Origin of the sequence: Methanoregula sp. (assembly GCA_041645435.1) — an archaeon.
Lineage (GTDB): Archaea > Halobacteriota > Methanomicrobia > Methanomicrobiales > Methanospirillaceae > Methanoregula.
The window spans coordinates 91,496-115,397 of the sequence record JBAZQB010000007.1; the positions used below are offsets into that span (position 1 = coordinate 91,496).

The 23,902-nt window shown below is 41.5% G+C and carries 23 protein-coding genes; 10 read left to right on the top strand and 13 right to left on the bottom strand.

Annotation, left to right across the window (positions count from 1 at the left end; all coding sequences use genetic code 11):
* Positions 1–338 precede the first annotated feature (338 nt).
* Complete coding sequence (locus tag WC593_13860) at positions 339–599, bottom strand: hypothetical protein (GenBank protein ID MFA4826232.1); 261 nt, start codon at positions 597–599, stop codon at positions 339–341.
* Positions 600–1,220: 621 nt separating this feature from the next.
* On the opposite strand from WC593_13860, the gene WC593_13865 reads away from it, so the two are divergent.
* Positions 1,221–2,990: a glycosyltransferase gene (locus tag WC593_13865; GenBank protein MFA4826233.1), complete on the top strand. Its 1,770-nt coding sequence runs from the start codon at positions 1,221–1,223 to the stop codon at positions 2,988–2,990.
* A gap of 53 nt (positions 2,991–3,043) precedes the next feature.
* Here WC593_13865 and WC593_13870 read toward each other — a convergent pair whose 3' ends face one another.
* The 9 genes from WC593_13870 to WC593_13910 form a co-directional block, all read right to left on the bottom strand.
* A complete protein-coding gene (locus tag WC593_13870; GenBank protein MFA4826234.1) occupies positions 3,044–3,229 on the bottom strand; it encodes a hypothetical protein in 186 nt (61 codons plus the stop codon).
* Between the two features lie 426 nt (positions 3,230–3,655).
* Positions 3,656–5,143: a radical SAM protein gene (locus tag WC593_13875; GenBank protein ID MFA4826235.1), complete on the bottom strand. Its 1,488-nt coding sequence runs from the start codon at positions 5,141–5,143 to the stop codon at positions 3,656–3,658.
* Between the two features lie 56 nt (positions 5,144–5,199).
* The gene (locus WC593_13880) at positions 5,200–6,342 is read right to left on the bottom strand and encodes a glycosyltransferase family 4 protein (GenBank protein ID MFA4826236.1); all 1,143 of its coding nucleotides are present in this window, start codon (positions 6,340–6,342) and stop codon (positions 5,200–5,202) included.
* Between the two features lie 167 nt (positions 6,343–6,509).
* Positions 6,510–7,457, bottom strand: coding sequence for a glycosyltransferase family 4 protein (locus WC593_13885; protein MFA4826237.1), 948 nt, complete (start codon positions 7,455–7,457; stop codon positions 6,510–6,512).
* On the bottom strand, positions 7,454–8,290 hold the full coding sequence (locus WC593_13890; protein ID MFA4826238.1) for a class I SAM-dependent methyltransferase: 837 nt from the start codon (positions 8,288–8,290) through the stop codon (positions 7,454–7,456). The genes WC593_13885 and WC593_13890 overlap by 4 nt, the downstream gene beginning before the upstream one ends.
* Before the next feature lie 422 nt (positions 8,291–8,712).
* The gene (gene asnB, locus WC593_13895; GenBank protein MFA4826239.1) at positions 8,713–10,554 is read right to left on the bottom strand and encodes an asparagine synthase (glutamine-hydrolyzing); all 1,842 of its coding nucleotides are present in this window, start codon (positions 10,552–10,554) and stop codon (positions 8,713–8,715) included.
* Between the two features lie 31 nt (positions 10,555–10,585).
* Entirely contained in the window at positions 10,586–11,692 is a 1,107-nt protein-coding gene (locus WC593_13900) for a glycosyltransferase family 4 protein (GenBank protein MFA4826240.1), read from the bottom strand.
* A gap of 59 nt (positions 11,693–11,751) precedes the next feature.
* On the bottom strand, positions 11,752–12,642 hold the full coding sequence (locus tag WC593_13905; GenBank protein ID MFA4826241.1) for a glycosyltransferase family 2 protein: 891 nt from the start codon (positions 12,640–12,642) through the stop codon (positions 11,752–11,754).
* A 592-nt stretch (positions 12,643–13,234) separates the two neighbouring features.
* Positions 13,235–14,233, bottom strand: a complete 999-nt coding sequence (locus tag WC593_13910; protein ID MFA4826242.1) for a glycosyltransferase family 2 protein — start codon at positions 14,231–14,233, stop codon at positions 13,235–13,237.
* A 297-nt stretch (positions 14,234–14,530) separates the two neighbouring features.
* Between WC593_13910 and WC593_13915 the strand changes: the two genes are divergently transcribed.
* Positions 14,531–14,785, top strand: a complete 255-nt coding sequence (locus WC593_13915; protein ID MFA4826243.1) for a hypothetical protein — start codon at positions 14,531–14,533, stop codon at positions 14,783–14,785.
* Between the two features lie 539 nt (positions 14,786–15,324).
* Here the strand turns inward: WC593_13915 and WC593_13920 are convergent.
* The gene (locus WC593_13920; GenBank protein ID MFA4826244.1) at positions 15,325–16,707 is read right to left on the bottom strand and encodes an ATP-binding protein; all 1,383 of its coding nucleotides are present in this window, start codon (positions 16,705–16,707) and stop codon (positions 15,325–15,327) included.
* A gap of 190 nt (positions 16,708–16,897) precedes the next feature.
* On the opposite strand from WC593_13920, the gene WC593_13925 reads away from it, so the two are divergent.
* From WC593_13925 to WC593_13950, 6 genes are all read left to right on the top strand, one after another.
* Positions 16,898–17,164: a hypothetical protein gene (locus WC593_13925; GenBank protein MFA4826245.1), complete on the top strand. Its 267-nt coding sequence runs from the start codon at positions 16,898–16,900 to the stop codon at positions 17,162–17,164.
* Positions 17,165–17,415: 251 nt separating this feature from the next.
* A complete protein-coding gene (locus tag WC593_13930; GenBank protein MFA4826246.1) occupies positions 17,416–17,790 on the top strand; it encodes a HepT-like ribonuclease domain-containing protein in 375 nt (124 codons plus the stop codon).
* 328 nt (positions 17,791–18,118) lie between these two features.
* Positions 18,119–19,297 carry an ATP-binding protein gene (locus tag WC593_13935; protein ID MFA4826247.1) on the top strand — a complete coding sequence of 393 codons (1,179 nt, stop codon included), beginning with the start codon at positions 18,119–18,121 and terminating at the stop codon, positions 19,295–19,297.
* A gap of 529 nt (positions 19,298–19,826) precedes the next feature.
* Entirely contained in the window at positions 19,827–20,033 is a 207-nt protein-coding gene (locus WC593_13940) for a hypothetical protein (GenBank protein ID MFA4826248.1), read from the top strand.
* Between the two features lie 546 nt (positions 20,034–20,579).
* Positions 20,580–20,948: a hypothetical protein gene (locus tag WC593_13945; protein ID MFA4826249.1), complete on the top strand. Its 369-nt coding sequence runs from the start codon at positions 20,580–20,582 to the stop codon at positions 20,946–20,948.
* 177 nt (positions 20,949–21,125) lie between these two features.
* Positions 21,126–21,371 carry a DUF2769 domain-containing protein gene (locus WC593_13950; GenBank protein ID MFA4826250.1) on the top strand — a complete coding sequence of 82 codons (246 nt, stop codon included), beginning with the start codon at positions 21,126–21,128 and terminating at the stop codon, positions 21,369–21,371.
* Positions 21,372–21,626: 255 nt separating this feature from the next.
* On the opposite strand, the gene WC593_13955 is transcribed toward WC593_13950, so the two are convergent.
* Positions 21,627–21,818 carry a hypothetical protein gene (locus tag WC593_13955; protein ID MFA4826251.1) on the bottom strand — a complete coding sequence of 64 codons (192 nt, stop codon included), beginning with the start codon at positions 21,816–21,818 and terminating at the stop codon, positions 21,627–21,629.
* 79 nt (positions 21,819–21,897) lie between these two features.
* On the opposite strand from WC593_13955, the gene WC593_13960 reads away from it, so the two are divergent.
* A complete protein-coding gene (locus WC593_13960; GenBank protein ID MFA4826252.1) occupies positions 21,898–22,146 on the top strand; it encodes a DUF2769 domain-containing protein in 249 nt (82 codons plus the stop codon).
* 288 nt (positions 22,147–22,434) lie between these two features.
* Here WC593_13960 and WC593_13965 read toward each other — a convergent pair whose 3' ends face one another.
* Positions 22,435–23,397 (bottom strand): phosphatase PAP2 family protein, encoded by a 963-nt coding sequence (locus WC593_13965; GenBank protein ID MFA4826253.1) that lies wholly within the window; start codon positions 23,395–23,397, stop codon positions 22,435–22,437.
* A gap of 149 nt (positions 23,398–23,546) precedes the next feature.
* On the opposite strand from WC593_13965, the gene WC593_13970 reads away from it, so the two are divergent.
* The gene (locus WC593_13970; protein ID MFA4826254.1) at positions 23,547–23,756 is read left to right on the top strand and encodes a hypothetical protein; all 210 of its coding nucleotides are present in this window, start codon (positions 23,547–23,549) and stop codon (positions 23,754–23,756) included.
* The last annotated feature ends 146 nt before the right edge of the window (positions 23,757–23,902 follow it).

Genomic DNA, 23,902 nt, shown 5'->3' on the forward strand with positions numbered 1-23,902 from the left:
TCTTCGTCAATCGTCTTCGACCCGGACTTTTGAGATGAAGATCTATTGAAGAGTCTACATGAGATTCTTGAGTAGGAATGAGATTATCATTAAAAAGGACCTGAGCACAACATTTCTGGAAGTGGTTTTATCTCACACGATGTACAGATACGGTATGATGATTCGATAGCGAACCGGTTTTATAGACCCTGTTGACTTTTCGGGGCATCCAATCAATACCGTATATGACATACCCGATATTCACATTCCCGAATTTCTTATTCTTCCCCTGTAGTTACTGAACATCAATTGCAGAGTAAGATCAAGAGGTTTATAGGTCTCCCCGTCGTTTCCTGGACCTATTGGGAATGATTACCCTTGAGTTCTCTCTTGAATCCATTTCCGTGTTTTCTTCCCGGAACAATGTGCGGGATGTTCTCCTCCTGAAGAAACGAGATCACCTCGTTTGAATAAAAACACCGATCAAGACAGAGTACCTTGATATTCACTATTTCATCGTTGATTATCGCCAGGAATTTTCGAATGTAATAGACCTTTGATATTCCTTTCTTTACCGGGAAAACTGTGAGGGTCCATAGTTGGCCTTTCGTCATCGTCATGATGTAGAGCGAAACGTACTAATAAAATGTTGTCGTAGAATCCTTCATTTTACTTTTAAGGACGTAATCTTTATTCGCGTCAACAATCTCATCGTAGTATTGATCGTAGATGAAATCAATTATAAAATGATACGTTTTTCCTGGAATATGGATTTGATCGTTTAAATCGGTGAGAATCTTTGATTCTAACTCTAGAAGTGAATCGAGGTTCATCTTGGACAATAGTATATGAGCGACGTATCACACGGGATGTTTTCTACATCATGAATGCACTGATCGTTGTTCGCTGACTTCCCGACAAGTGACTTGATGATTGTCTTTTGTTGTAGCATTCCGTTAATGGAAATGGTGATGTACTGATTGATCGCATTCTGCTATTTCTATACAATCTTCTGCTCGTTGCTCATTCTTTATTCGGAAGGCAATTTGCCGGTTATAGGACATATTCGGTACCAGCCTATTATTTAAATATCACGGTTCTCTTTTTCGGGGGCTAAAATTGTGAAGTACTGAGACCCAAAAATATATCCAAATCGGGCATAAACATTGTCAACACAATAAGAATTAATTGGAGCACACCATAACAAATCGTATTATGATATAATAGAGGACACGAAATTTATGAATGATAATGTACTGGATATCGCAATCTGCATTCTTTTTTTCGAAAAAGTCGATCAGACAATTGAATGTATTCAAAGTTTTCTTCCATCAAAATTACCCATTTATATATTAAATAATGGCTCTGCGCTTGAATCCCGAAAACGGCTTGAAAACATTATTCAACAAAATAATCAGATAGTAATTTTTGATTCAAAAGAAAATTTAGGTGTATCTGGTGGAAGAAATTTTCTTATTTCTCATATTTCATCCAAATGGCTGTTTTTTATTGACAATGATATCGTTGTTAAAACCCAAAATTGGCAGAATAAAATTCAACGACACATTATCTCCAACACAGATGTAGATGTGTTTATCCCAAGATTATATAATGTCCATGAAAAATTATTCAATGATTATTCCCGTTCATTACGGATTGTTGGTGGGGAAGTAACGTACGTAGATACCATCAACAACACCATCAACTGGTTTCCCGGTGGTGCATCAATTATTAATCGGAGGATATTTGAACAAATCGGCCTCTATGATGAAAAAATGTTCGTGGGAGGTGAAGATTTTGAATTATGTATTCGCGCAATAAAAAATGAGGTCGATATTCACGCTTACCTAATTGACGATATCGAATTAATCCATGATCATCGCTCATCCAAAAACGAAAACGATACGAATGCTGTTGCGGTACGTTACGATTTCAATTATTTGGAGAAATCATCATTAAGAATCACGGAAAAACATAATGTTTTTTTCAAGGAGGACTGGAATCAATGGAGCGAACGTCAAAGGAAAATTTTGTCAGGTAATAAAAAACCCCCAATTACTATGATCTGGCGACAAATAATACCACGACCGATTAAAAAAATTCTTAATTCGATACTAAATTCACGTGTTTTACCGGTATCGTGTTCATTATTTTTGACATTTTCATGTAATTTTAATTGTACGATCTGCAGGAGAAGTGTCAAAACCTTTGAAAAAAGGAAAAATATGGAATTACACGTTATAAAAAAAGTATTAGAAATTTATCCAACTCTTCGGTATTTTACCCTGGCCGGGTTTGGAGAACCAACATTATGTTCTGAATTTCCTCTCATTGTCGATTTTTTAAGAGTGAACCATAAGTATGTAGGTATAATCACCAATGGAAGTAATATCGGTCCTTTTCGTCAATTAAAAACGATACCAAACTCAATTTCAATTAGTCTGTATGGTTCAGATTCGACAAGTTATATCAACAATACAGGCAGCGATATGTTTGAGCAGGTAATTTCCAATTTCAGGGAACTCAAGTCAAAATTTGAAAATGTCGGGTTTTCATTTATCATCACAAAAGCAAATTACCAAGAATTAGAAAAAATCTTATCACTTTGTGATATGTTGGAGCCAAAATTCTTGGATTTTCAAAATTGCCTTTCCTACAAACCAGAAATAATCAATAATAAACCAGATACTATCACAATTGAAGATGAAAAAATTATCAATTTTATTGATCGGATATCAGCGAATCGGAAATATATCCGACAGAAACCCATTTATGTTGATTTGAGCAGCCCGAAATTTTCCTGCAGGTCTCATAATTATGTTATCAATCTGGATGGGGATGGAAACATTGGTGGCTGTCAACGACAAATTCCACCGGATCCAATATTTGGAAATATTTTTTCTGATGTAAACCCGTTTCGATCTAAGAAAATGGAAGAAATCCGGAAAATGATAAAAAAGAGAGATTATCCATTCGATGAATGTCGTAATTGTTTTGGTAATTTTGAGTGAATTATTTTCCGATGTACCAGAATTTCTGCTCTGTAGAAATCTCCAAAATTATTTCATTCAGCATACGTCAATTTATTATTAATATATCCATCAGTTCCTGAATAGGAAATTATTTGTGCCGGATTACCTGCAACAACTGCGTTATCAGGAACATCAAAATTTACATACGATAATGGTGCTATCAAGACATTATTTCCAATTGTGGGTACTCCTTTTTTTCCCACGATTGTTTTTACCAATTACTGCCCCATGGTTAATATTCAAATTGTTGCCGATCTTTGCATTTTGTGCGATTGTGATAAACTCTGCATAACCAAGATAAAGTCTGTAACCAATTTTTGTGAATGGACTGATATGAATATGGTACTTTACTTGAAGACGAGTAAGCATAAAGTTCCAGAATAAAAAATAGAATTTATTTCCATTCTCATAACTCATAGTACTTTTTCTTAAATAATGCGAATGGCGGAAACCAATCGTAAATTTTAAGTGATTAAAAAATGACTTGCTCAAAGTATCCCCGCAATACCGATATAAATCAGATTTTATCGCAATATCCATGGAATGACCAATTTATAATATCCACATTTTTGTTATTTCATTAGTTTCAAAATTATCGTCGTCAAACATTGGTTAGAAACAGGTATTGGTAATATAGGTAATATTCAACCAAATAACCCCTTCACACCATATTTAAATGAATTGATTATGCCATTTTGTTTAACCAGATCAATCCCTGCCTTTGAAAATATCAACTTTATTCTTAACATCGTTGTTTTTCTATCTACCACATTTTCTATTTCCTTGACTTTTTTCCGGAATTGCTCTGGGGATAAAAACATGCAGAAACAGTTTTCCGGACTTTGATGATTATATCGTGATACATCAAAATCATCTTTAATCAATCCCTTATCTTTACAAAATTCAAATGCTTCTGTTCCCGGATATGGTGTGAAAATACTATAAACAATTCCATCCGCGGGAATTTTTTTAATCGCAGCCAGTGTGTCATTGAGGGTCTCCATAGTTTCCTGGGGAAATCCAACCATAAAAAACGCTGATAACCATAAGTTATGTTTTTTGATAATTTTTGCTGCAGCAAGCGTCTTTTCAATAGTAATATTTTTCCTGTTTTCTTTCAGGATATAGTTGTTTCCCGACTCAATGCCAAGAGAGATAAAATTACACCCTGCAGATTTCATCAATGAAATATTCTCATCATCAACAAGGTTAACATGGATTTCACAGCTCCATGAAATATCAGGGCATTTTTCCCTTATTGATAAACATAACTCTGTCAAATATTTTTTATTTACACCAAATGTGTCATCGTCAAAATGTATGGACTGAACACCCATCCTTTGAAGGCTGATAATTTCTTCAACGACGTTATGTGGTGAACGAAACCGAACTTTACGCCCCCATATATTTCGGGAACCACAAAAAAAACAATTATAAGGACACCCGCGTGTAGCAAAAATATATTTAAACGCACTTTTTGGATATTGATCATAATCCTTTAAAATGGCGGGTGCAGATAGGTGTGGGAAACGAAGCCTATCCAAATTCTCAATAAATTTTTGTGGAGGGTTGTCAATAATCTTGTTATTCTCCCTGAATGAAATACCGTTAATAGCATTAACACTTTTATGCTCTACAATCGATTCAAGAAGACCGATAATTGTTTCCTCTCCTTCTCCACGGACACAAAAATCAATATCCGGATTTATAAGGATTTTTCCTCCAATCATTGTTGGGTGGGGACCGCCAATAATTACGATGATTGTTTTATCGATCGATTTGGCAATACGGGCAATATTTTCAGCAGATGAAAAATTTTGAGATTTTGAAGTAATAGCAATAATTGATGGGCGAAAATCCAAAATCACATTTTTTATTTCGCACCAAGTTATATAATTTAAATTTTTTAAATTCATTAAATATGATTTAAACCCCTCTCCGGAAAGAGAACTCATTGAAAAAGGTTCATTATTCTGGCAGAAATCTGCATTATATGCCATCACAGTCCATTCCGTTTTATCTGTCAGTGTTCCGGCCAAATAGCCCAAAGAAAGCGGATAACGAGTTAATGAATATGTTTCTTTGTACAATCTATAAAATGGTGGTTCAATAAACAAAATCCGCTTTTCCATAATCAACTGCCCTCCAATTAAAGACTAACGAATTTTTTATAGTTCGTTAACCTCATTTATAACTCATCAATTAATTTTATAAATTGTTCAATGATCTTATTTTGTTCATGTTCTCTCTCTATATAATTCCGACCATTATTTCCATATTCAATTCTTAATTCCTCATTATTGATAAATGCAGTAATATCCTTTTCCATTTGATCAATTGTGCCGGAACAGAGTCCTAATTTAAATTTTTTTATTATGTTATCGGGATCAACATTTAAACTAATTACCGGCAAATATGCATTCCATGCTTGTAAAAAAACATTCGGGAATCCCTCAACACTTGAGGTGTTTACAAATATTGACGCTTTCGCAAAATAATTATCAATGTCTTTGTATGGGATGAATCCCTTGAAATCTAAGTTGGGAATCTTTTTTGCAGATTCTTTAATCTGCTCATAAAATTCAATATCCGTAGAAGGACCTCCAATCATTTGAAAGGAAATATCAGGCATCTTTTTTGCTAAATCTAAGAACAATTCCGGTTGTTTAAACATTGGTTTTATTGACCCCACCCATAAGATAATTGGCGGTTTGGATTTCTCAATGGCTATTGTTTTTAGGGGGTATGGATTTTTTATGATTCTGCCAATTTTGTGATGGTTTTTGTTCAGGAGTTGTTTTTGATATTCACTTTGGCATATGATGACTTTTGCTACGGATAATCCAAAAAAATATAGCCTCTTCTTAAAAAAATGCATTTGTTTTACAAAATTGCCGTTAACATCTTCATCACTTCCAATCTGATAAATAAATTTTTTCCGATGTAATAAGCAAAATAGAGCAATAATGCCGGTTAAATTGTCGCTACATTGTTGAAAATAAATATCTGCATTTACATTTTTTAGAGAGTTCCACATTTTTTTGAAAGTAAAGAAATATCCTAAAATACCATTAATTTTTAGTCCCAAAGGGATCGATTTACATATCTTTATACCATCAATATCCTCAATTTTATTTTGATCTTTTCCATCACCAAGAACAATAAAAAATATTTTAAAATTCCTTTTATTTAAACCCTGAGCAATTAGCATTTGCTGGAGTTCCGCACCCCCAACATAGCCCGTATTGTGCTGCATCAATAAATCATATGCATAAGGAGCACAAAAACAAATTTTTTGAGGATTGAAATTATTAAACGCTGTAATTTTCAAATTTTCACCAGGTTCATGCGATAATGAAGTTTATCCTATTTATTGAAGTTATATTTTACCTTCACATGGTGAAGATTCAACAATCGATCTTGTTTTTTATATATATGTTAACCGATTAAATGCTGTGAGAGAAAATCGTAGAATAAATATGGGTTTCTTTTTAGTTATTAATGAAGAACCTCATTATATATGGAAATATACTGATAAATGCGCGAAACCCAATTGAATTTTTCTTCAACAGTACATCTAGCATTCAGTCCGATATTTTCACGCAATTGAGTATTTTCAATTAATTTCAAAAGACATTCCTTGTATTTTTCATCATCAGCACAGACATAGCCATCATAACTATCTGTAATAATTTCCGGGACTGCCCCGACATTGTTGGTGACAATTGGCAATCCTGATGCCATAGCCTCTAAAAGAGAAATTGGAAAATTGTCATGTATTGAATAATAAATAAAAATATCTCCGTTTTCTAATATGGGTCTTATATCTTTGAGAAAACCCGTAAAGTGGGGAGTTACGCGGATATCTTGAGTGGTTGTTTTCACATGATCAAGATATTTCCCATCCCCCACAATAGTATAATTTATAGTGATATCCGTCAATTTTTTTAGTTCATCAATGAATTTTATCGTCCGTATAATACCCTCTGCTTTATCCCGGAATGCAAAATTCGTTACGCTGACGATATGTATTTGATCGTTTTTTCGGTGATTGACAATATTATAATAATCAGGGTACACCGCATTTGGTATTACAATTGCATCATCAAGATGTAATTTATCCTTTAGGTAATAGCTTGGAGTAGTTAATGCGTTTGCTTTTCTTATTGCGAGCTTTGTAGGATAGATCCATTGTGATTTTTCGATAGTATAATCCCCATGCAATGTAAACACAATCGGTTTTCGATATAATTTAAAAAATTGTGGGAATGCAGTATGAATAATATCTGCATCCTGATAAATAGGAGAAAAAAGAAGATTTCTTCTTTGAAAAATATGTTTTGAACGTATGTTTTTTTGATTTAATAATTGCACCAAATTTTTTGCCCAAGTAAATGGACCTCCTAATCGCGGGGGAGTTAATACATTTACGGAGATCGGATTCATTTTTTTATCCCGAATCCCTTGATTCCTTTTGAGACACCTTCTGTCGTAATAGAGATATCAATTAAATTTGCTCTTGTAAACCAATTAAAAATTTCCTCATCAGAATAATATCGAGCGGAGGGTGTTGCAAATACGTCAAATGCATCATTTAATTTAACTGAAAATGGGTACGTTTCATAATATTTGAAGGGAATAACAGAAGATAGTTTTTTCAGATGGATCTTCTTCAAAAGAATACTGAAACCATTTATTATTTCCATTATTGTCGCTGGTACGTAACAGAGATAATACAATAACCGATGAGGCAGGCGATGAGTAATCTTAATAAGGGGTTCATAAAAATAAACCGCTGCCCATTGTTTCGCTCTCCCATACACCCAAATTGAAATGAGCGCGCCGGGCTTTAATAATGGAATGAGTTGATGAAACCCGGTTTCCGGTTCAGGGAGATGATGTAATACACCTATCGAAAAAATATAGTCAAATTTGTTTTCTTTGAATGGTGGATGGGTAATATCTCCCCGCACTACCTGGACGTTCATATTCTTTGTATTCTCTTGTGCAACAGACACGGCATCACTAAAATCAATAGCGATTACTTCTGCGCCATAAGACGCAGCATAGTATGCATAGCTGCCATTGCCGCATCCTGCATCAAGTACTCGTTTATTTTTAAAATATTTCTTATCGATCGGGCTGACAAATTCTAAAAAACCTTTCTCGCTCTTTAATTTGTGGAATCGTGTCCATTCAAATCCAAAACTATGGGCCGTTTTTTTCTTTAATATGAGTGAATTCTGTGATTGGATTGGTTGAGGTTTTAATTTTCCCATAGATAATCCTCTATAACTTATTGAAGTAATTTATTAAATAATGGCTCTATAAAATCTTTTTTTCCGATAAAAACAAGGTATGATCAACCAAAAGGGGTAAGGTACATTGTTTCCTTAATATGTTATGTTCACATACTGTATCGAGAAAAAATGTCAGCAAACCGGAATACACTATTTATTGAATTATCCACCGCGTGATCTGCAATTCTCGAATTCCACTTATTTTCCACCAGATCTCCAGAAAAATTACATTCAACATCGATTTAATTTTACGCAATTTTCATGGTTTGGGCGTGAAATTGCGTTCATATGCGTTTCTATTGACAAAACATAATATCATTATGATTCACGAAAATGCCGTCCCCTACCATCCCAAATACCATTCTGAGTTCTTCCTTCATTCAGGGAATTAATTTAAAAGATCATATCCGAATTTTATTATAATCAACTCTATCAATAAAAATCTTATACCACATTTCAAACATGAATATACTCCATAATTTCTGGGCATTATAGAAATTCATCCGGTAATCATTTCCCGCGTTTTGAAATTTCCCCAATAATCCTGTGATATAAGAGTGATCATATAATAAATGTGAACGTTCTTCGAGAATATGTTCAAGTGATTCTTTCAACAGTCCTTTGAACCACGCATCCATCGGAGCATTATAGCCATGCTTCTTCCGGTAAATAATATCCTTAGGCAGGATATGATCCATAGATTTTTTCAGGATATATTTTCCCGACCCATTTCGGAGTTTTAATGATACAGGGAGTGTGAATGAAAAATCGACAAGAGTGTAGTCGAGGAGTGGTGCACGTTCTTCAATACCATAAGCCATGGTCATTTTATCCGCTTTCATACAGAAATCATTCGGAAGCCACGTATGAATACCATAATAAAGCAATGTATTAAGTTTGTTCATATTTTCTGTATGAAATGAGGAAAGATCCGGAGGTTCCTCAGAAAGCCCGAGATTTTTCATTTCTCTCGGATTGAACAAAGAGTTCAGAACAAAATATTGATGGGGTAAATCTTTTTGCGAGAGAATATCCAGCAACCGGCATGCATTTTTCTCTGGCGGGAGAACCTGTTTGAGGGCATTTATTGCCCCAGAAACCGGACGAAGAATCCCAGACGCCTTTGAACACAGCATCATGACCCGTTGATTATCATATCCGGCAAAAATTTCATCCCCGCCTTCGCCGGCAAGAACAACAGTAACAAATTTTTTTGCTTCCTGTGAAATAACCATAGTAGGTAATGTTGCAGCATCGCCGATTGGCTCATCAAGGTGCCATACCATTTTTGGGATTAAAGAGAGATGTTTGTCTTCAACAATGAATTCATGATGATTAGTTCCGAATTCATCTGCCACCATCCGGGCATAGGAAATTTCGGAATTAGCGGTCGATCCAAATCCGACAGAGAATGTGTCTATAGTATCAGTACATTCACTCATAAGAGCGACAATACTTGCTGAATCAAGGCCACCACTCAAATAAACCCCAAGAGGCACATCGCTGATTAAACGTGATTTGACTGCAGACCGGTATAACTTTAAACATTTTTCAAGATACACATCTTCAGAGCCGATAGTGATTTTTTCTCTGACATCCCAGTATTTATTGATCGTAATCTGATTTCCCTGCAAGTGGAGAGAATGTGCGGGTAGAAGTTTTTTAATTCCGGTAAAGAGCGTATCTTCTCCAGGAGTATAGCGAAACTGAAGAAACGATTGAAACGCAGAGTAGTTTACTTTTCGTGCAACGTTCTTGTGCACAAGTATGGCTTTGATTTCAGATGCGAAAATAAACCGTGTACCATCAAACCAGTAATACAGCGGTTTTTTCCCGATTCGATCTCGTGCCAGGAAGAGTATATGTTTTATGTTGTCATAGATGGCAAAAGCAAACATTCCATTTAAATAATTGACACATCCCGTACCATATTCTTCATAAAGATGAACAATAACTTCAGTATCAGTATTGGTGTAAAAAGAATGGCCTTTTTTTTCCAGTAGGTTACGTAATTGAGGAAAATTGTATATCTCACCATTGAATATAATCTGGATGGTCTCATCTTCATTATGGATGGGTTGTTTTCCTGAATGAAGATCAATGATTTTCAGTCGCTGGTGACCGAGAGAGATATGATTATCAATATAAAAACCCGACTCATCAGGACCTCGGTGTTTCACGGTATCCATCATTGACCGTAAAATCGATTGATCACTCCAGTTGAATCCAACAATACCGCACATGGAAAAACCCGAGAATCACATGGGTTATGAATTAAACAAATTCTTTATACACATTCAATGTTTTTTCAACAGTATCCTGCCATGAAAACTGCTGCGAGATTTTTTGTCTACCTGCCTTTCCGAGTTGCAGTGCCATTTCTTTGTTATTTAATAATTGAGATATGGCACATGTAAGTTTTTCTGAATCCCCTTGAGGAACAATAAGACCCGCGCCATTAACAATTTCCCTGAGGTGAGGCAATTCGGTAATTATTACCGGTATGCCACATGCCATTGCCTCAAGAATCGTCCGGGGAACCCCCTCCATTAGACTCGGAAGAATGAAAATATCGGATTCATTGTACAATTCGGGTAATTTAGAGTTATTCCAGTAATCATAGATCTCAACATTATTTTTTAGACCTAATTTTTCAATCTGATCATCAATAGTTGATTTAAGTGGACCTTCCCCAACCAGAATCAAACGTGTATTTTCGAAATCCTTAACAATTTTTTGAAACGCTTCAATTAAATTATTCACCCCTTTGCCAGGAACAAAGCGTCCCACCCACAATAATTGTTGATATTTTTTCTTACCACCAGTTTTTCGTGGAGAAAACAATTCTGTATCAACCCCATTATGAATTACACGAATTTTTTCAGTTGGAACACCAAATTTGTGTAATTTTTCTTTTTCTATATCCGTATAACAAAGGACACAGTCGGCAATTTCAAAAGAGATTTTTGTAATACTTCGCGTGTAGAGTTTATTCAGCCATAGGGGTGCACTTGCCGATATTAAACCATGATTAGTTATTATCAGAGGAGCGGATCCAATGAGACAAGTACCAACACAAATGTTCGTAGGAAAAAAAAGATGTGAGTGCGCATGAATAATATCAAATTTTTTTCTTGATCGAATTATTGCAGGTATTAAATCCGGAGAGATTGAGTTACCAAAAAGAGATAATCTAACGGGAAATTTTTTCACTTCGTATCCATCAATAAATTCACATGCAGGGGCTTTTTTTTGATTGTTTGTAAAAACAGTCACCTGATGACCGTTAATTACCTGCCATTTAGATAATTCATGGGTGTGGATTCCAACACCGCCAACAACCGCAGGGTATAAATCTCCAGTCACTCGTAAAATTTTCATTTTAATCTCACATTAGATTTACATAAAAATATTGAATCGATTGCAGTAAACATAGTGGATTATTTCTTATTAGCCATAATGATCACCAGCGCATTCAAAATCAATCCCGCAACCATCAGCAGCAAACCAAGACCCAGAAGTGTAGCACTCATCAAGGAGATTGTGAGAGAATATCTGGAGGTTGTTACATGTTCAGAGAACGAGAAAATGCCAAGAATAAACCCAACACCCAAGAGGAAAAAACCTGGTATGCCAAAAGCAAGTAACGGGCGCTTGTAGCTGAGGAGATTGATAATTCCTGCGAGAACGCCAAGACCATGGGTGAGAAAATTTTTCTTATGGCTCTGGGGGACTTCATAGCGGACTGTTATGGGCACCTCCGCAATGGTAAGACCGCGTCCGGCAAAATGTGTGATCATGTCGGATTCTATACCATAGCCGTACGAGACAAAATCAAGATTTTCCAAAGCCTTGGGAGAAAGTGCCCGGAAGCCGGACTGTGAATCGGTGCATGCATGCTTTGAACCAATTTTCGTGAAAAGATCCAGGGTTTTTTGTCCCACCCTGCGATGGGAAGGTACACCATTTTCCTTTAGAAGGAATCGGGATCCAATCACAAGATCTGCTTTTCCATCGAGAACGGGTTTTATCACGATTGGGATCTCACGGGTTTTGTGCTGGCCGTCTCCATCAAGGGTAACAACAGCATTACCGCCAAGATTTCGGGCATGCTTCAAACCAAGGAGCAGGGCATGGGCTTTTCCCTGGTTTTCATCAAGGCGTAATACTTCGGCACCGGCCATTTGTGCAACTTCAGAAGTGCGATCGGTTGAACCATCGTCAACAACAATAACTTTGTCAACAATCCGGCAGGCTTTCAGAACAACACTGCCGATAACCAGTTCCTCATTATATGCCGGTATAACGACAATGACATCCGCGATCTTCATTTTTTTCGGGGGGGATGGGAAAATGAGATGTGAGTTGTTTGAAGTCTCCAAGATATCAGCCCTCCGGTAATGATAATTATCTCAAGGATAGTGAGGTTTTTTTAGAATCTGTCAGAAGAATATCAATAATTATGAGATATTGAGAATATAAAAACCATACGATATCAGAAGCAGTTTTGAATAAATAATCGATTATGAGGAAGAAAAATATCCCCCATATTCCAGATACCGCAAGAGAAATGGTATACTGCAGTAAGGTAACGGTGCCCTGCCACAATGAGATATCATCCAGCCTACGGTTCCTGCAATCTGATGGGGATTTCGATTAAGGAGTATTCCCCTCCGAAACAGTCGGGCCTCCAAACATCATGGCATAATCTGGCGGATTCTTTGGCATTATGGAACAAAACGGATGGGAAAAACCGTGATTATGATACTTTTTTAGGGTATTCACTCAAAAACCACTTCAATTTACTAATAGATCCTAATTATTCAACGTTATTCAGAATCTTCGATCCGAAGAGGGATAATCGGTAAATTTTCCTGATTTAATGACAGAACCCAAAAGAAATTGTATTTCCCTGTAATTTGTTCACTTACACTCATTAACAATCCTTACAAGCGTATTCAGGATTAACCCGGCAATCACGAGAAGCATGCCAAGAACAAGGACAAAAGCACTCCCGATTGCGATTACATAATGAAAAGAATGCCCTGCATACAGTTCCGCAAAAACCCAGATTTCTGAAATTAACCCGGCAACTATCATTAAAAATCCGGGAATCCCGAATGCCAGCAGCGGACGCCGGTAACTGATCAGGTTGATAAGCTGGGCCAAAACACCCATACCATGACTTACCGCGTTCTTCTTGTGCTTGTTTGGAACATCATAGCGCACGCCAATGGGAACTTCCCGGAGCACGAGACCCTTTGCAACAAAATGGGCGATCATGTCCGATTCTACATTATAACCATCGGATCTGAAATCAAGATACTCAAGCGCCTTCCGGCTCAGCGCCCGGTATCCGGATTGGGAATCGCTAACCTTTTGTTTGGTTCCGATATTGGTAAAAACATCCAGGGTTTTCTGTCCGAACTTCCGGTAAAGGGGGATTTTACCGGAATTATGAATGAACCGGGAGCCAATCACCAGGTCCGCATCCCCGCTCAGGACCGGAGCGGCAATCCGCGGGATATCACGGGTGTGATGCTGCCCGTCCGCATCCAGCATGACAACCGCTGTACAGTGGGATTCCCGGGCCTTTCTTAACCCGAGAAGAAGCGCATGCGCTTTTCCCATATTATGTTCAAGAGAGATTACCTCTGCTCCTGCCAGCTTTGCAACTTCAGCAGTCCGATCTGAGGAACCGTCATTGACAACAATAACCGTATCAACATATTCCCGGGCCAGCAGGATAACGGATCCCACGGATACCTGCTCATTGTACGCCGGTATCACGGCAACGAGTCCCTTCAGGTGCGTCCCATCCAACACATTCACTTCAACCGTGGAGGAATTCTGTGGGGGGGAGCTTACAGAAAACGCTCCTTTGGAACTGGAATCAGGGTTGTTATTGCTTGTTTCCACCATTGGATAAATCCTCGAGGTTTTGATTATCCCGATTATTCTGGATGTGAATAAAATGTAACGTGATTTTTATTATGTAAAGAATATAACGTGACTGAATTATTTAGAGATTACGAAGAGGATCATCAACGAGCCATATACATTGTTGGATGGCCTACAGGAAAGGCACACGTTCTTGAGATAGTTTTAAAAAGTAAAGGACAACCAAATGGTGATATCCTGACGCGACAAAATGCAACTAAAGGATATATCAGGTTTAACGATCCCATCCGATATTAATTAAAACGGGGGGAACACTTAATGGAAACTCAACTGACTGCCATAGAACTTACAGGAACTGTCAATGATGATCACCAGTTGAAAGTGGACGGCATACTTCCCCCATCAGTCCCAAAACATGTGCGAGTCATTGTATTATACTCGCCGGTTGATGAATGGGATGAAAAAAAATGGTTACATGCAGCTATGTTAAGTCCTGCTTTTAACAATCTGAAAGATCAAACGGAGGAGATCTACACCTTAAGTGACGGGAAACCGTACCCAGACGAAGCATAAAGGAGGTCTCATTTTATTTCCCTTCGATGATCTTTCAAATACAAAAGTTCGCCCGGCAGTGTGCCTTACTGACCCGATCGGACCGCAGGACCATATTATTCTGGCTTTCATTACAAGCCGCATTCCAATCAGTCCCCTGAAAACGGATTTAGTCATAGACTCTTTAGACCCCGGTTTTGCCTCAACAGGGTTACGGGTCTCGTCCACACTTCAACTCCACCGATTAATGACCGTCACAAAATCAATGCTACAGCGAGAATTAGGCATATTATCACCCGTAATGCAAACTCATGTGCAGGAACGGCTCCACAACCTTTTTGACCTGAATTAGTCGGCTATGGCCAATTTCCGGTAGTGTCAGAACATCCGGCTGATAAAAAAAAATTGCGTCCACTTTGACGGAGAATCAAAAGATCGTTCAACGAAAAGAACTGTCATTGTGGCACATTACCCCACTCTCAACAAAAAAATAGTTTCTGCTCATTGAATTTCCGGTTTTTTCTCATGAAGGTTTTAAAAAAAGAAGACCCCCTCCCACGTCACCCGCCAATGCCGAGATCCGACAGATCGCGGATGAAATATCCCTCGCGGACCAGGTTCTCTTTGCCTTCAACCGTCCGGGCGGCAACCCCCAGGGTCACGGGGCCGGCCAGACCCTTGACCAGCGGGATCTTCTTATTGAGGTGCGAGAGAAGACTGCGTGCCTCGGATTCAGTGAGGTGCTGGTTTTTAATTTCCACTGCAAGATTGCCCTCATGGCCAAGACCGAGAAGATCGATCTCGTCTCCCCGCCGGTTCCACCAGGAACCGATATGCCCGTACCGGCCGGCAAGCTCCTGCACAAGGATCGTCCGGACCATCTCTTCAAATGCTAGGCCGGAAAATCCCCTCCATTCGGACAGAATCTTTTCTTTAAGAAGCCCATACTGCCCACCCTGGTACAGGCTCATGTTCCGGTAGATATACCGGGCATAGAACCGGAAGAAATTGTCGGAAAAGAAATATCTCCCCATTTTCGAGCGCTGGTCATCTTCCGTAACCGGGACCCGGTACTCGATGATCCCCAAAAGATCGGTGAGGTCTTTGAGATAGGGGGGAAGCGAAGTCGGTGCAAGATGGGTAAAATCAGCAATTTCTTTCTGCGCACCTCTGCCTTCCGCGATCGCAGCAAGGATCTCGTAATACGTTGCATGTTCCCGTCCGAACTCTTCAATAAGAACATCACTCATCTCCCTCCGGAATGGCGCGAGATCGGCAAGAACAAGGGTATCGAGTGCTTCCTCAAGGCTGGTACACCGGTATTTTTCAAGAAACGTGTAATAGTAAATTGTCCCGCCAAAAAGAAGATACAGATCCAGTTGCGCGTCCGGATCCTCAACACCCAGATCCGCAAGGATAGACAGGCATTCCCGGGGGGGAAACGGACGGAGGGTGAGGATATTATCAGCCCGTTTGAAGAGTGGCGATTCCCCCTCGAGAAAGATCTTTCTGATCATCCCCACAGAAGATCCCGAGATGATAAAAAAAACCGGTGCCGATTTACTCTTTTGGTCCCAGAAGCGCTGGACCTGTGCGATAAACGAAGGATAAACTTTTAAGAACCGCTGGAATTCATCAAAAACAACGATAACCGGATGTTCATATGAGAAGAGGAATTCGAGCAGGGACTCAGGGGTATCGAGTTTAACATAGGCGGGCAAATCCAGGGTCGTTGCAGTATAGTGCCCGAACTCTTCCATCATGATGTCGATACTCTTGTTCTGGTCAACGTAATAGTAGAGAGATTTTTTATTCCGGCAGAATTCCCTGATAAGTTCGGTTTTCCCAACCCGTCTCCGTCCGGTAATGACCAGGAAGGAAGGAGAGGCGTTCTTCAGCTGCTCCATGAGGGTTTGTTCCTTCTCCCGGTTGTAGAATCTCATAATGATTATAGTTATAATGATTGCAGATATAATCATTACCCCCATTTTAGAACCAGAACCCAATGGATGTCGGAATCACGCGAAAACAAAAGTTTACTAAAATGAACAAAAACCCGATCATGGGCACCGCCTTTTCTCAAAAGATAATTTCTGATGAGCCTGCATTCTCCCAACCTAAAACAATATAAGAATGCTCACCGAAAGTGCCATTAATACGGTAAATACCCTGCAGGACTCCGCTATAACGGATACTATTCCGGACATGCAGCAGGTAACCCCGCTCATCAGTGAACTTTCTCTGAAGGAAGAAGTCATTGCCCTGGTACTCTTCGGTTCTGTTGCACGCGACCAGGCGCGGAGTATATCCGATATTATCTCTGCATTGTTACACCAAAGGATTTGCCCCCGTCTGACCGGTGGGATCTCCTTAGTTATGGATCTGAGGGAGTCGATGTGAACCTCTTCTGGGATCTCCCCATAACGATACGGTTCCGGGTACTCCGGGATAGGCGTGTACTATTTTGCAAAGACTCAACTCCGGTTCCACCGGATATTAGCGGAGACTATCCGTGAATATATCGATATAGCTCCTCTTATCCGAAGACACTGCCTCCATGCAATGAAAGTCCGGGTGTAAGATACCATGAAAACGATATCCAGTACAATGAGGTGAGGATCGGGACAATGGTTTCTGATATCTGACGGTATCTGAAGGATCTTGATGAACTGGGTATACACAACATTGAGGAACTTCATGATAAACAGAATTTCTACGCATCATCCATGATTCTGTTTTCCCTTCTCAACCGGGTATTCGATCTTGGAAGTGAAATGGCCATAGCGCATAATCTCGGCATATCGGCCACATACCGGGAAATATTTGTTCTCCTTAAGAACGATGAGATCATCGGAAGTGATCTCACCCATGAGATGGTTGGCCTGGTAACCTACCGGAATCTCCTTTCACACGAGTACCATGGAATTTCTGAAGAGACTCTTTTCAGCCTGACAAAAAAAACCGGCTGCATACAACAATTCGTGGGTGTAATGCAGGATATGATACAGATTAAGCAAAAAAAGTGAACGGTTTTCCTCCGGATTTTGTTTAGTATCTAGATGTTCAGAAGACGGAAGTCGGAAATAGTAACGTTGTATACCGGTTCAACCAGCCTTTCGGTTCCGAGGAAATATCCGTGAAATGCGGAAATCCAGGCGCTCTCCTCAGTGAGTGTCAGCTATTCCACATCCTAAATCTCCCTTGTACGGGCTCCGGTTGTCACGGCCGAACGGAAGCAGATGTGGCTCGTCGGGTTATGGCAAGAGAAGAGGATTTTATAGTACCCATACCCTACACTGTACAAATTGTAAAAGCGATTGACAATTTGTCCAGTATAAGGAAGAGGGAAAGGTTATGATCAAACGGGATGCCGAGGAAAAACTCAGGGTACTTGCAAACGGGTTTCCAGCCGTGTCGGTCATTGGTCCCCGTCAGTCCGGAAAGACAACCCTTGTCAGATCGGTCTTCCCGGACAAACCCTATGTCCTCCTGGAAGATCCTGACACCCGTGCCTTTGCAGAGGAGGATCCGCGGAGTTTCCTCGCACAGTTTGAAAAAACCGGTGCGGTTATTGATGAAGTGCAGAGGGTCCCTGAACTTTTCTCCTATCTTCAGGGAATACTGGACAGGAACGGCCGGCCCGGACAGTATATCCTGACCGGATCGCAGAATTTTCTGCTGATGGAAAGTATCTCGCAGTCGCTGGCCGGGCGTGTCGGGATCATCCGGCTGCTCCCTCTCTCAATGAGGGAACTTGCGCGCGAGGGATTCCCCGTCAGGCCGTACGAAGAGTATCTCTTCACCGGCTTTTTTCCCCGCCTTTATAGTACAGCACTTCAGCCGGAAGATTTCTATCCGTCGTATATCCAGACATATCTTGAGCGCGATCTGCGCCAGTTAAAACAGGTACAGAACCTTTCCGCATTCCAGACATTTATGAAGATGTGCGCATTCCGGAACGGGCAGATCGTGAATTATTCTTCCCTGGCACAGGATTGCGGGATTACTCATAATACCGCGAAAGAATGGTTGTCACTTCTCGAAACATCCTGCATCATCGTCCTTATCAGACCACATCAGAAAAACTTCAATAAGCGACTGGTGAAAATGCCCAAACTCTGCTTTACCGATCCCGGGCTTGCTGCCCATCTGGCGGGAATACAGAGCCCGGAGGATCTCGCGTATCATCCATTGAAAGGGGGCCTCTTTGAATCCCTGATCATAACTGAATTCTTAAAGTACAGATTCAACCGGGGATTGGAAGGAAACCTGTACTTCTGGCGGGATCAGCATGGGCACGAGGTAGATTGTCTTATCGAACAACGGGGAAGAGTCCTTATCCCGATTGAAATAAAATCCGGCAGGACCGCAAATAATGATTATTTCAATAATATCACCTACTGGAACGGGTTGTCCGGCAACACTCCCGACCGATCGTTTGTAGTCTATGGGGGGGAGCAGTCACAACTGCGCACTGCCGGCCATCTGGTTGGATATGCTCATCTGGACCCGGTTTTTCACTATCTTGATTGAGAGAACTCAGGGATCAATGCGCCAGCGGGAGTGACCGTTGGATCACACCACGGTGCGTTTCAGGGATAGATCGTAAGATTGTGAAGAAATACGCGCGATTCGGGCTCCGATTGTTGACACAAATCTGCGGTGGACACGATAAGACCGGTAAATTGTCCGCCGCCATAAAAAAACCTGTTATAATCAGGTTACAGGCAAAAATAACCGATTATATGGAAGAAATAGTTTCCCTTTACCGGTGTTTATACAGGGCATATTTGAGGGCATAGTTCCGGTTGATCCGGGAGGAGATCGCCCAAAAGAACTATGCCTGCGTTTCTGATAAAAAATAGAGGTAATAAAAACCGTTGTGTGGATATCCAAGACATGGAAGTATGCCATGGGCGGTGGGTTGTTTGAATGGGAGACTTAAGGCCGGCTCTTTTGAAATCACGTATCCGATTATGTCTGGTGCTCCCTGAATTCAACGATCAGGTAAATGATCTTGTTGTTGCGACAGTACGGGGATTGATGTCACCCGTCGGGATGAATGGATGCGGGGGTGGCGAGTATTCACCGGGAATGGATTCAATCTCACATTATTGCTGATATGAAGAGTAAGGATCTCCTCAGCATTGCGATTACCAACGAGCAAGTCAGCGATGGTGAAGTGTTCCCGGTTCTTCTTGAACAGGCCCAGATCGCTTTCGGGGATCCCCCCAGTCCCCAGGTCCTTCCAAATGGTGCTTATGATTAGAATGATATTTCAACGGTCATGAAAAATTCCACATCTATTCCGGCATAAAGATCCAGGAGACGGGCTCCACCAAATCGGGCGGATACCCCGATCGCGCAGAATGTTTTTTAAGAGAAACAAAACGGATGCTATTGCACCTGGGCCGATGAGAAAAAATATGATACAGGATGGGCTGTCGAAGCGGTATTCTTTTCAGTGAAACAGATCTTCAATGGAAATGTCCGGGCAAGTTTTATTTACCATATGGCACGGGAGATCCGAAGGAAATTCTTGTTTTTCAGATAATTGTTAATTTCTCCAGATGTTTTATATGAAGTAATTCCGGCAGAATGCGGACCCTGTTGGACTATCGTTACGTGGATTTTCGATTTTCACAACACAACGTGTATTATTTTTCATAGTCCGGGGGTGAAACTGGGTCATGTGCGGTTCTACTGAGCACATCGTTTCAGCCACGGCAATGATGAACCCGGGCCCGGCTGCCCGTGGACCGGAAGTGGAGAAATAATATTTTCTCTGGCACAATACACTGTTCAGTGGAAAATAATGGCAGAGAAAAAGCGGATAGCAATAACAACGGCAATCGGTGTCCTGACCGGCCTGTACTGCGCCGGAAGCCTCCTTGTTCTCGCCCCCCAGGGAGTAACACCGGAACCCTGGTTCATGGCTATGATCTTTTACGGCCGCGCCCTCCAGGGGTTTGTTATCGGTTTTGCCGACAGGATTCTCATAAGCCCGATCTTCCGGGGTGCGGGGCTTGGTGCACTGTTCAGCCTCCTGCTCTGCATAGTTCCTGTCTCTGCCCACAATTATGCCGGAGCCGGCCTGCTCTTTGTCTTTGGGATTATTTATGGAGCGCTTGCCGACGGTATAGCGAGCTGGGCAACGCAGCGTAAGTTCGGAAAACCGTCATGAATACCTGCATTGCAGTACACAAAGAACAGGAAGTAATCTCCCGGTTAACCCCCCTTGGGATTGCGTGTCCGGACGCAAAGGTGAGGCATAAAGTACCGTCCGGGGGAACAGGCCTTTTTCTCTGAAACGGAACCCACCACAAAAACCTCTTATCCATCAGCGAACACATCCTTCAATATGATAAATCCCAGCAAAAATAGTGTAGAGGACACGGAAGAGAACCGGGCTATCTGCAGGAAATACTGCGGGATATGCCCGAACTACAAAGCTCATTCCCTGGAAAAATACCAGCCAACCGAACTCTTCTGTGCCTGCGGAACATCCTCTGCTCCGCCAAAAAAAGAGATCCGCTGTTTCTGCGTAGCCTGCGAGCTCTTCACAAAGCACCATCTCCGCGTTGGATACTTCTGCGCTAAACACTAGACCATTTTTTTGGGGGGATTTTTCCTTACGTTGCCGGAACGTTCACGGTACTTGCTGTCATCGTAACCGGGTAGAATATTCAAGGACGGTTTATTGTAGTGCGCGAAATTGATCTGACTTCCGCGTCATCGCCAGATAATCTGAATGGGTAACGTGCCAATCCAGCCCCTGACATCTGTCTTTTACAATAGTCCGCCCCCCCTTTGCGCCAGCCCTGCCCCCATTGGAGGCGGGGGCGCATGCGATTCCCCGGCATTACCAAAAATCCCGATTCAGGTAATACAGCACTACCGCAACCGGGGCGCCATTGCGGCAGGGCGAAGCCCCTGGAGCGTCAGTATTTCCGCTCCAAAACGAATTTACTTTTTGCATTAATTTCAGGCAGGTATTTTTACCTTTTTTCACCCCGTAAATCCTTCCTGGATTTAAGGTGCTGGAATAGTACATTACCGATCCGAATCAGGGTTTCATCTAAAGAGACCCGTATAAAAAGATCTATAATCCATCATCGCACACTTTTTTTACCATGTTTGAAACCGGAAACAAACCTGTTGTAGAAGATACCGAAGAGAACCGCGCAATCTGCAAGAAATACTGCAAAAACTGCCAGAACTACAGGAAATACTGCCTGGATAAATACAAGCCAACCGAACTCTTCTGCGCATGCGGTCAGTCATCGGCCACGGACATGAAACTGATCGGCTGTTTCTGTTCGGGTTGCGAGATCTATACGAAATACCACCTCCGCGGCGGGTACTTCTGCGTAAGACGTTAACCTTTTTTCATCTGATAAGATCTGAATCGTTGTTCATGTGCCCTATGGAGTGTGAGGTAAAATTTCATCCCCTCCAGCTCACCTGGACTGCTGTAGGTTATTACGGCAGAGACGTGTGTGAAAGCAGGGATTGGCGGATAGTAAAGAGAAAGACGGGGAATAACTCTGGTGATGGATAAGCATCCCGGCATCCCCTCCATGCCGTGATTCGTTCCTGCTACCTGCAGGGAGAAATCTTAAGGTATCCCCATTGCGTTAAGAGATCCGCTGCCCGACAGATACGAGTCGTTAGGTATCAATAAGCCCGGCTTTCCGGAAGAGCAGGGGGGCACCAATACCGATCCACAAGCCCGCAGCGGCAGGCTGCAGGTACGTCATAAGCCAGCCGGTGAATGTCGGGGAATGCGTCAGCGGACTGAGTCCCAGCCAGAGGATGAACAGGATGACCATACCAATACAATACCTGACAACTTTCTGGGAACGGGTACCTGACACGTTAAACGGAATAAACCGGTTCGCAAGTACTGCACCGGTACCAGATCCAAACAACAGACCTGCGGCAATAAGAGTGTCACGGGGGAAAAGAGGATCAATGGGAATACCGGTCTGCGATAATGCCAGCGCGGACCATCCGGCCGGCAGCTGCCATGAACCGAGAGATACCAGCGCCAGGATACTGATGCCGATCAATCCCATTGATACAAGAAAGATCGCGCCCACCTGGACTCCAAGGGATTTTTTACCGATCCACCCGGCTGCCGGTTCCTCAAAGCGGAGGAAGAGGACGAGGATGACGAGCCCGACCGCAAAGCCCGCGATAACATCTTCTGGATAATGTACTGCCTGGAATACCCGTGCAAGGCCTATCAGCAGGATGAGGATGATGCAGATGATCCAGGCCCACATTTTTCTGAGGTACGCTGCAAGATACCCAAAAAAAACCATTGCGCTCTGGGCATGCCCGGAGGGCATACCAAACGAGGGATAACTCGCCAGGGCTTTCACGTCGGGACTCACCCAGTACGGCCGGGGAGAATGGATTGCGATCTTGAGGGCATCGCACAGGGCCCCGCTCAGTGAAAGGATGAGTGCCAGGCGGATACCAAGGGTTCTGTCAAAACACCAGTAGATGAGGGGGATTACCATGAGGAAAAATTCGGGCGAGCCAAGGCTTGCTACCCCCTGCATGAAAGGTCCGAGATCCGGGGCACTGGTCTGGAGGGTCTGGATAAACGGGATGCTTCCTTCCATCGTAGTTTTTGTATCATTTTTTATTGATATAATCTGATTGAAAAGATTCTTTCATCGGGATTTGAGAATCATAACCCCAAACGTGCTGGGAAAATATCCAGAGTACTGTTCCAGGACATTGATATCGTGGGAATAAAAAATTCCCGCTCATGAATCTTGGAGGATACGCGTTTCTCTCGATTCTCCTGATAACCGGCCTGCTCCTTACCTCTGGCTGCACAACCGCTCATACTCATGCCATCCCGCCCGGAAAAACCTTCAATGCAGCACAACAGGCTCCCCGCTCCACGGCAGATGTAAAACTTAATGATACGATCGCCGTTTTTGATACCAATGCAGAAAAAGCCCGGCAGTTGTGACCGAACAGAGCGGTACACTCATGGTTGCGATAGGCAAACGCCCTGTATTGTGCTCACCCACCAGGAAAAAATACGTTTCGATATATATCACCAGAGATTGGGGAACTCGCGAGCGGGTTAGCAACCTTCGATCCCGATACAGCGGG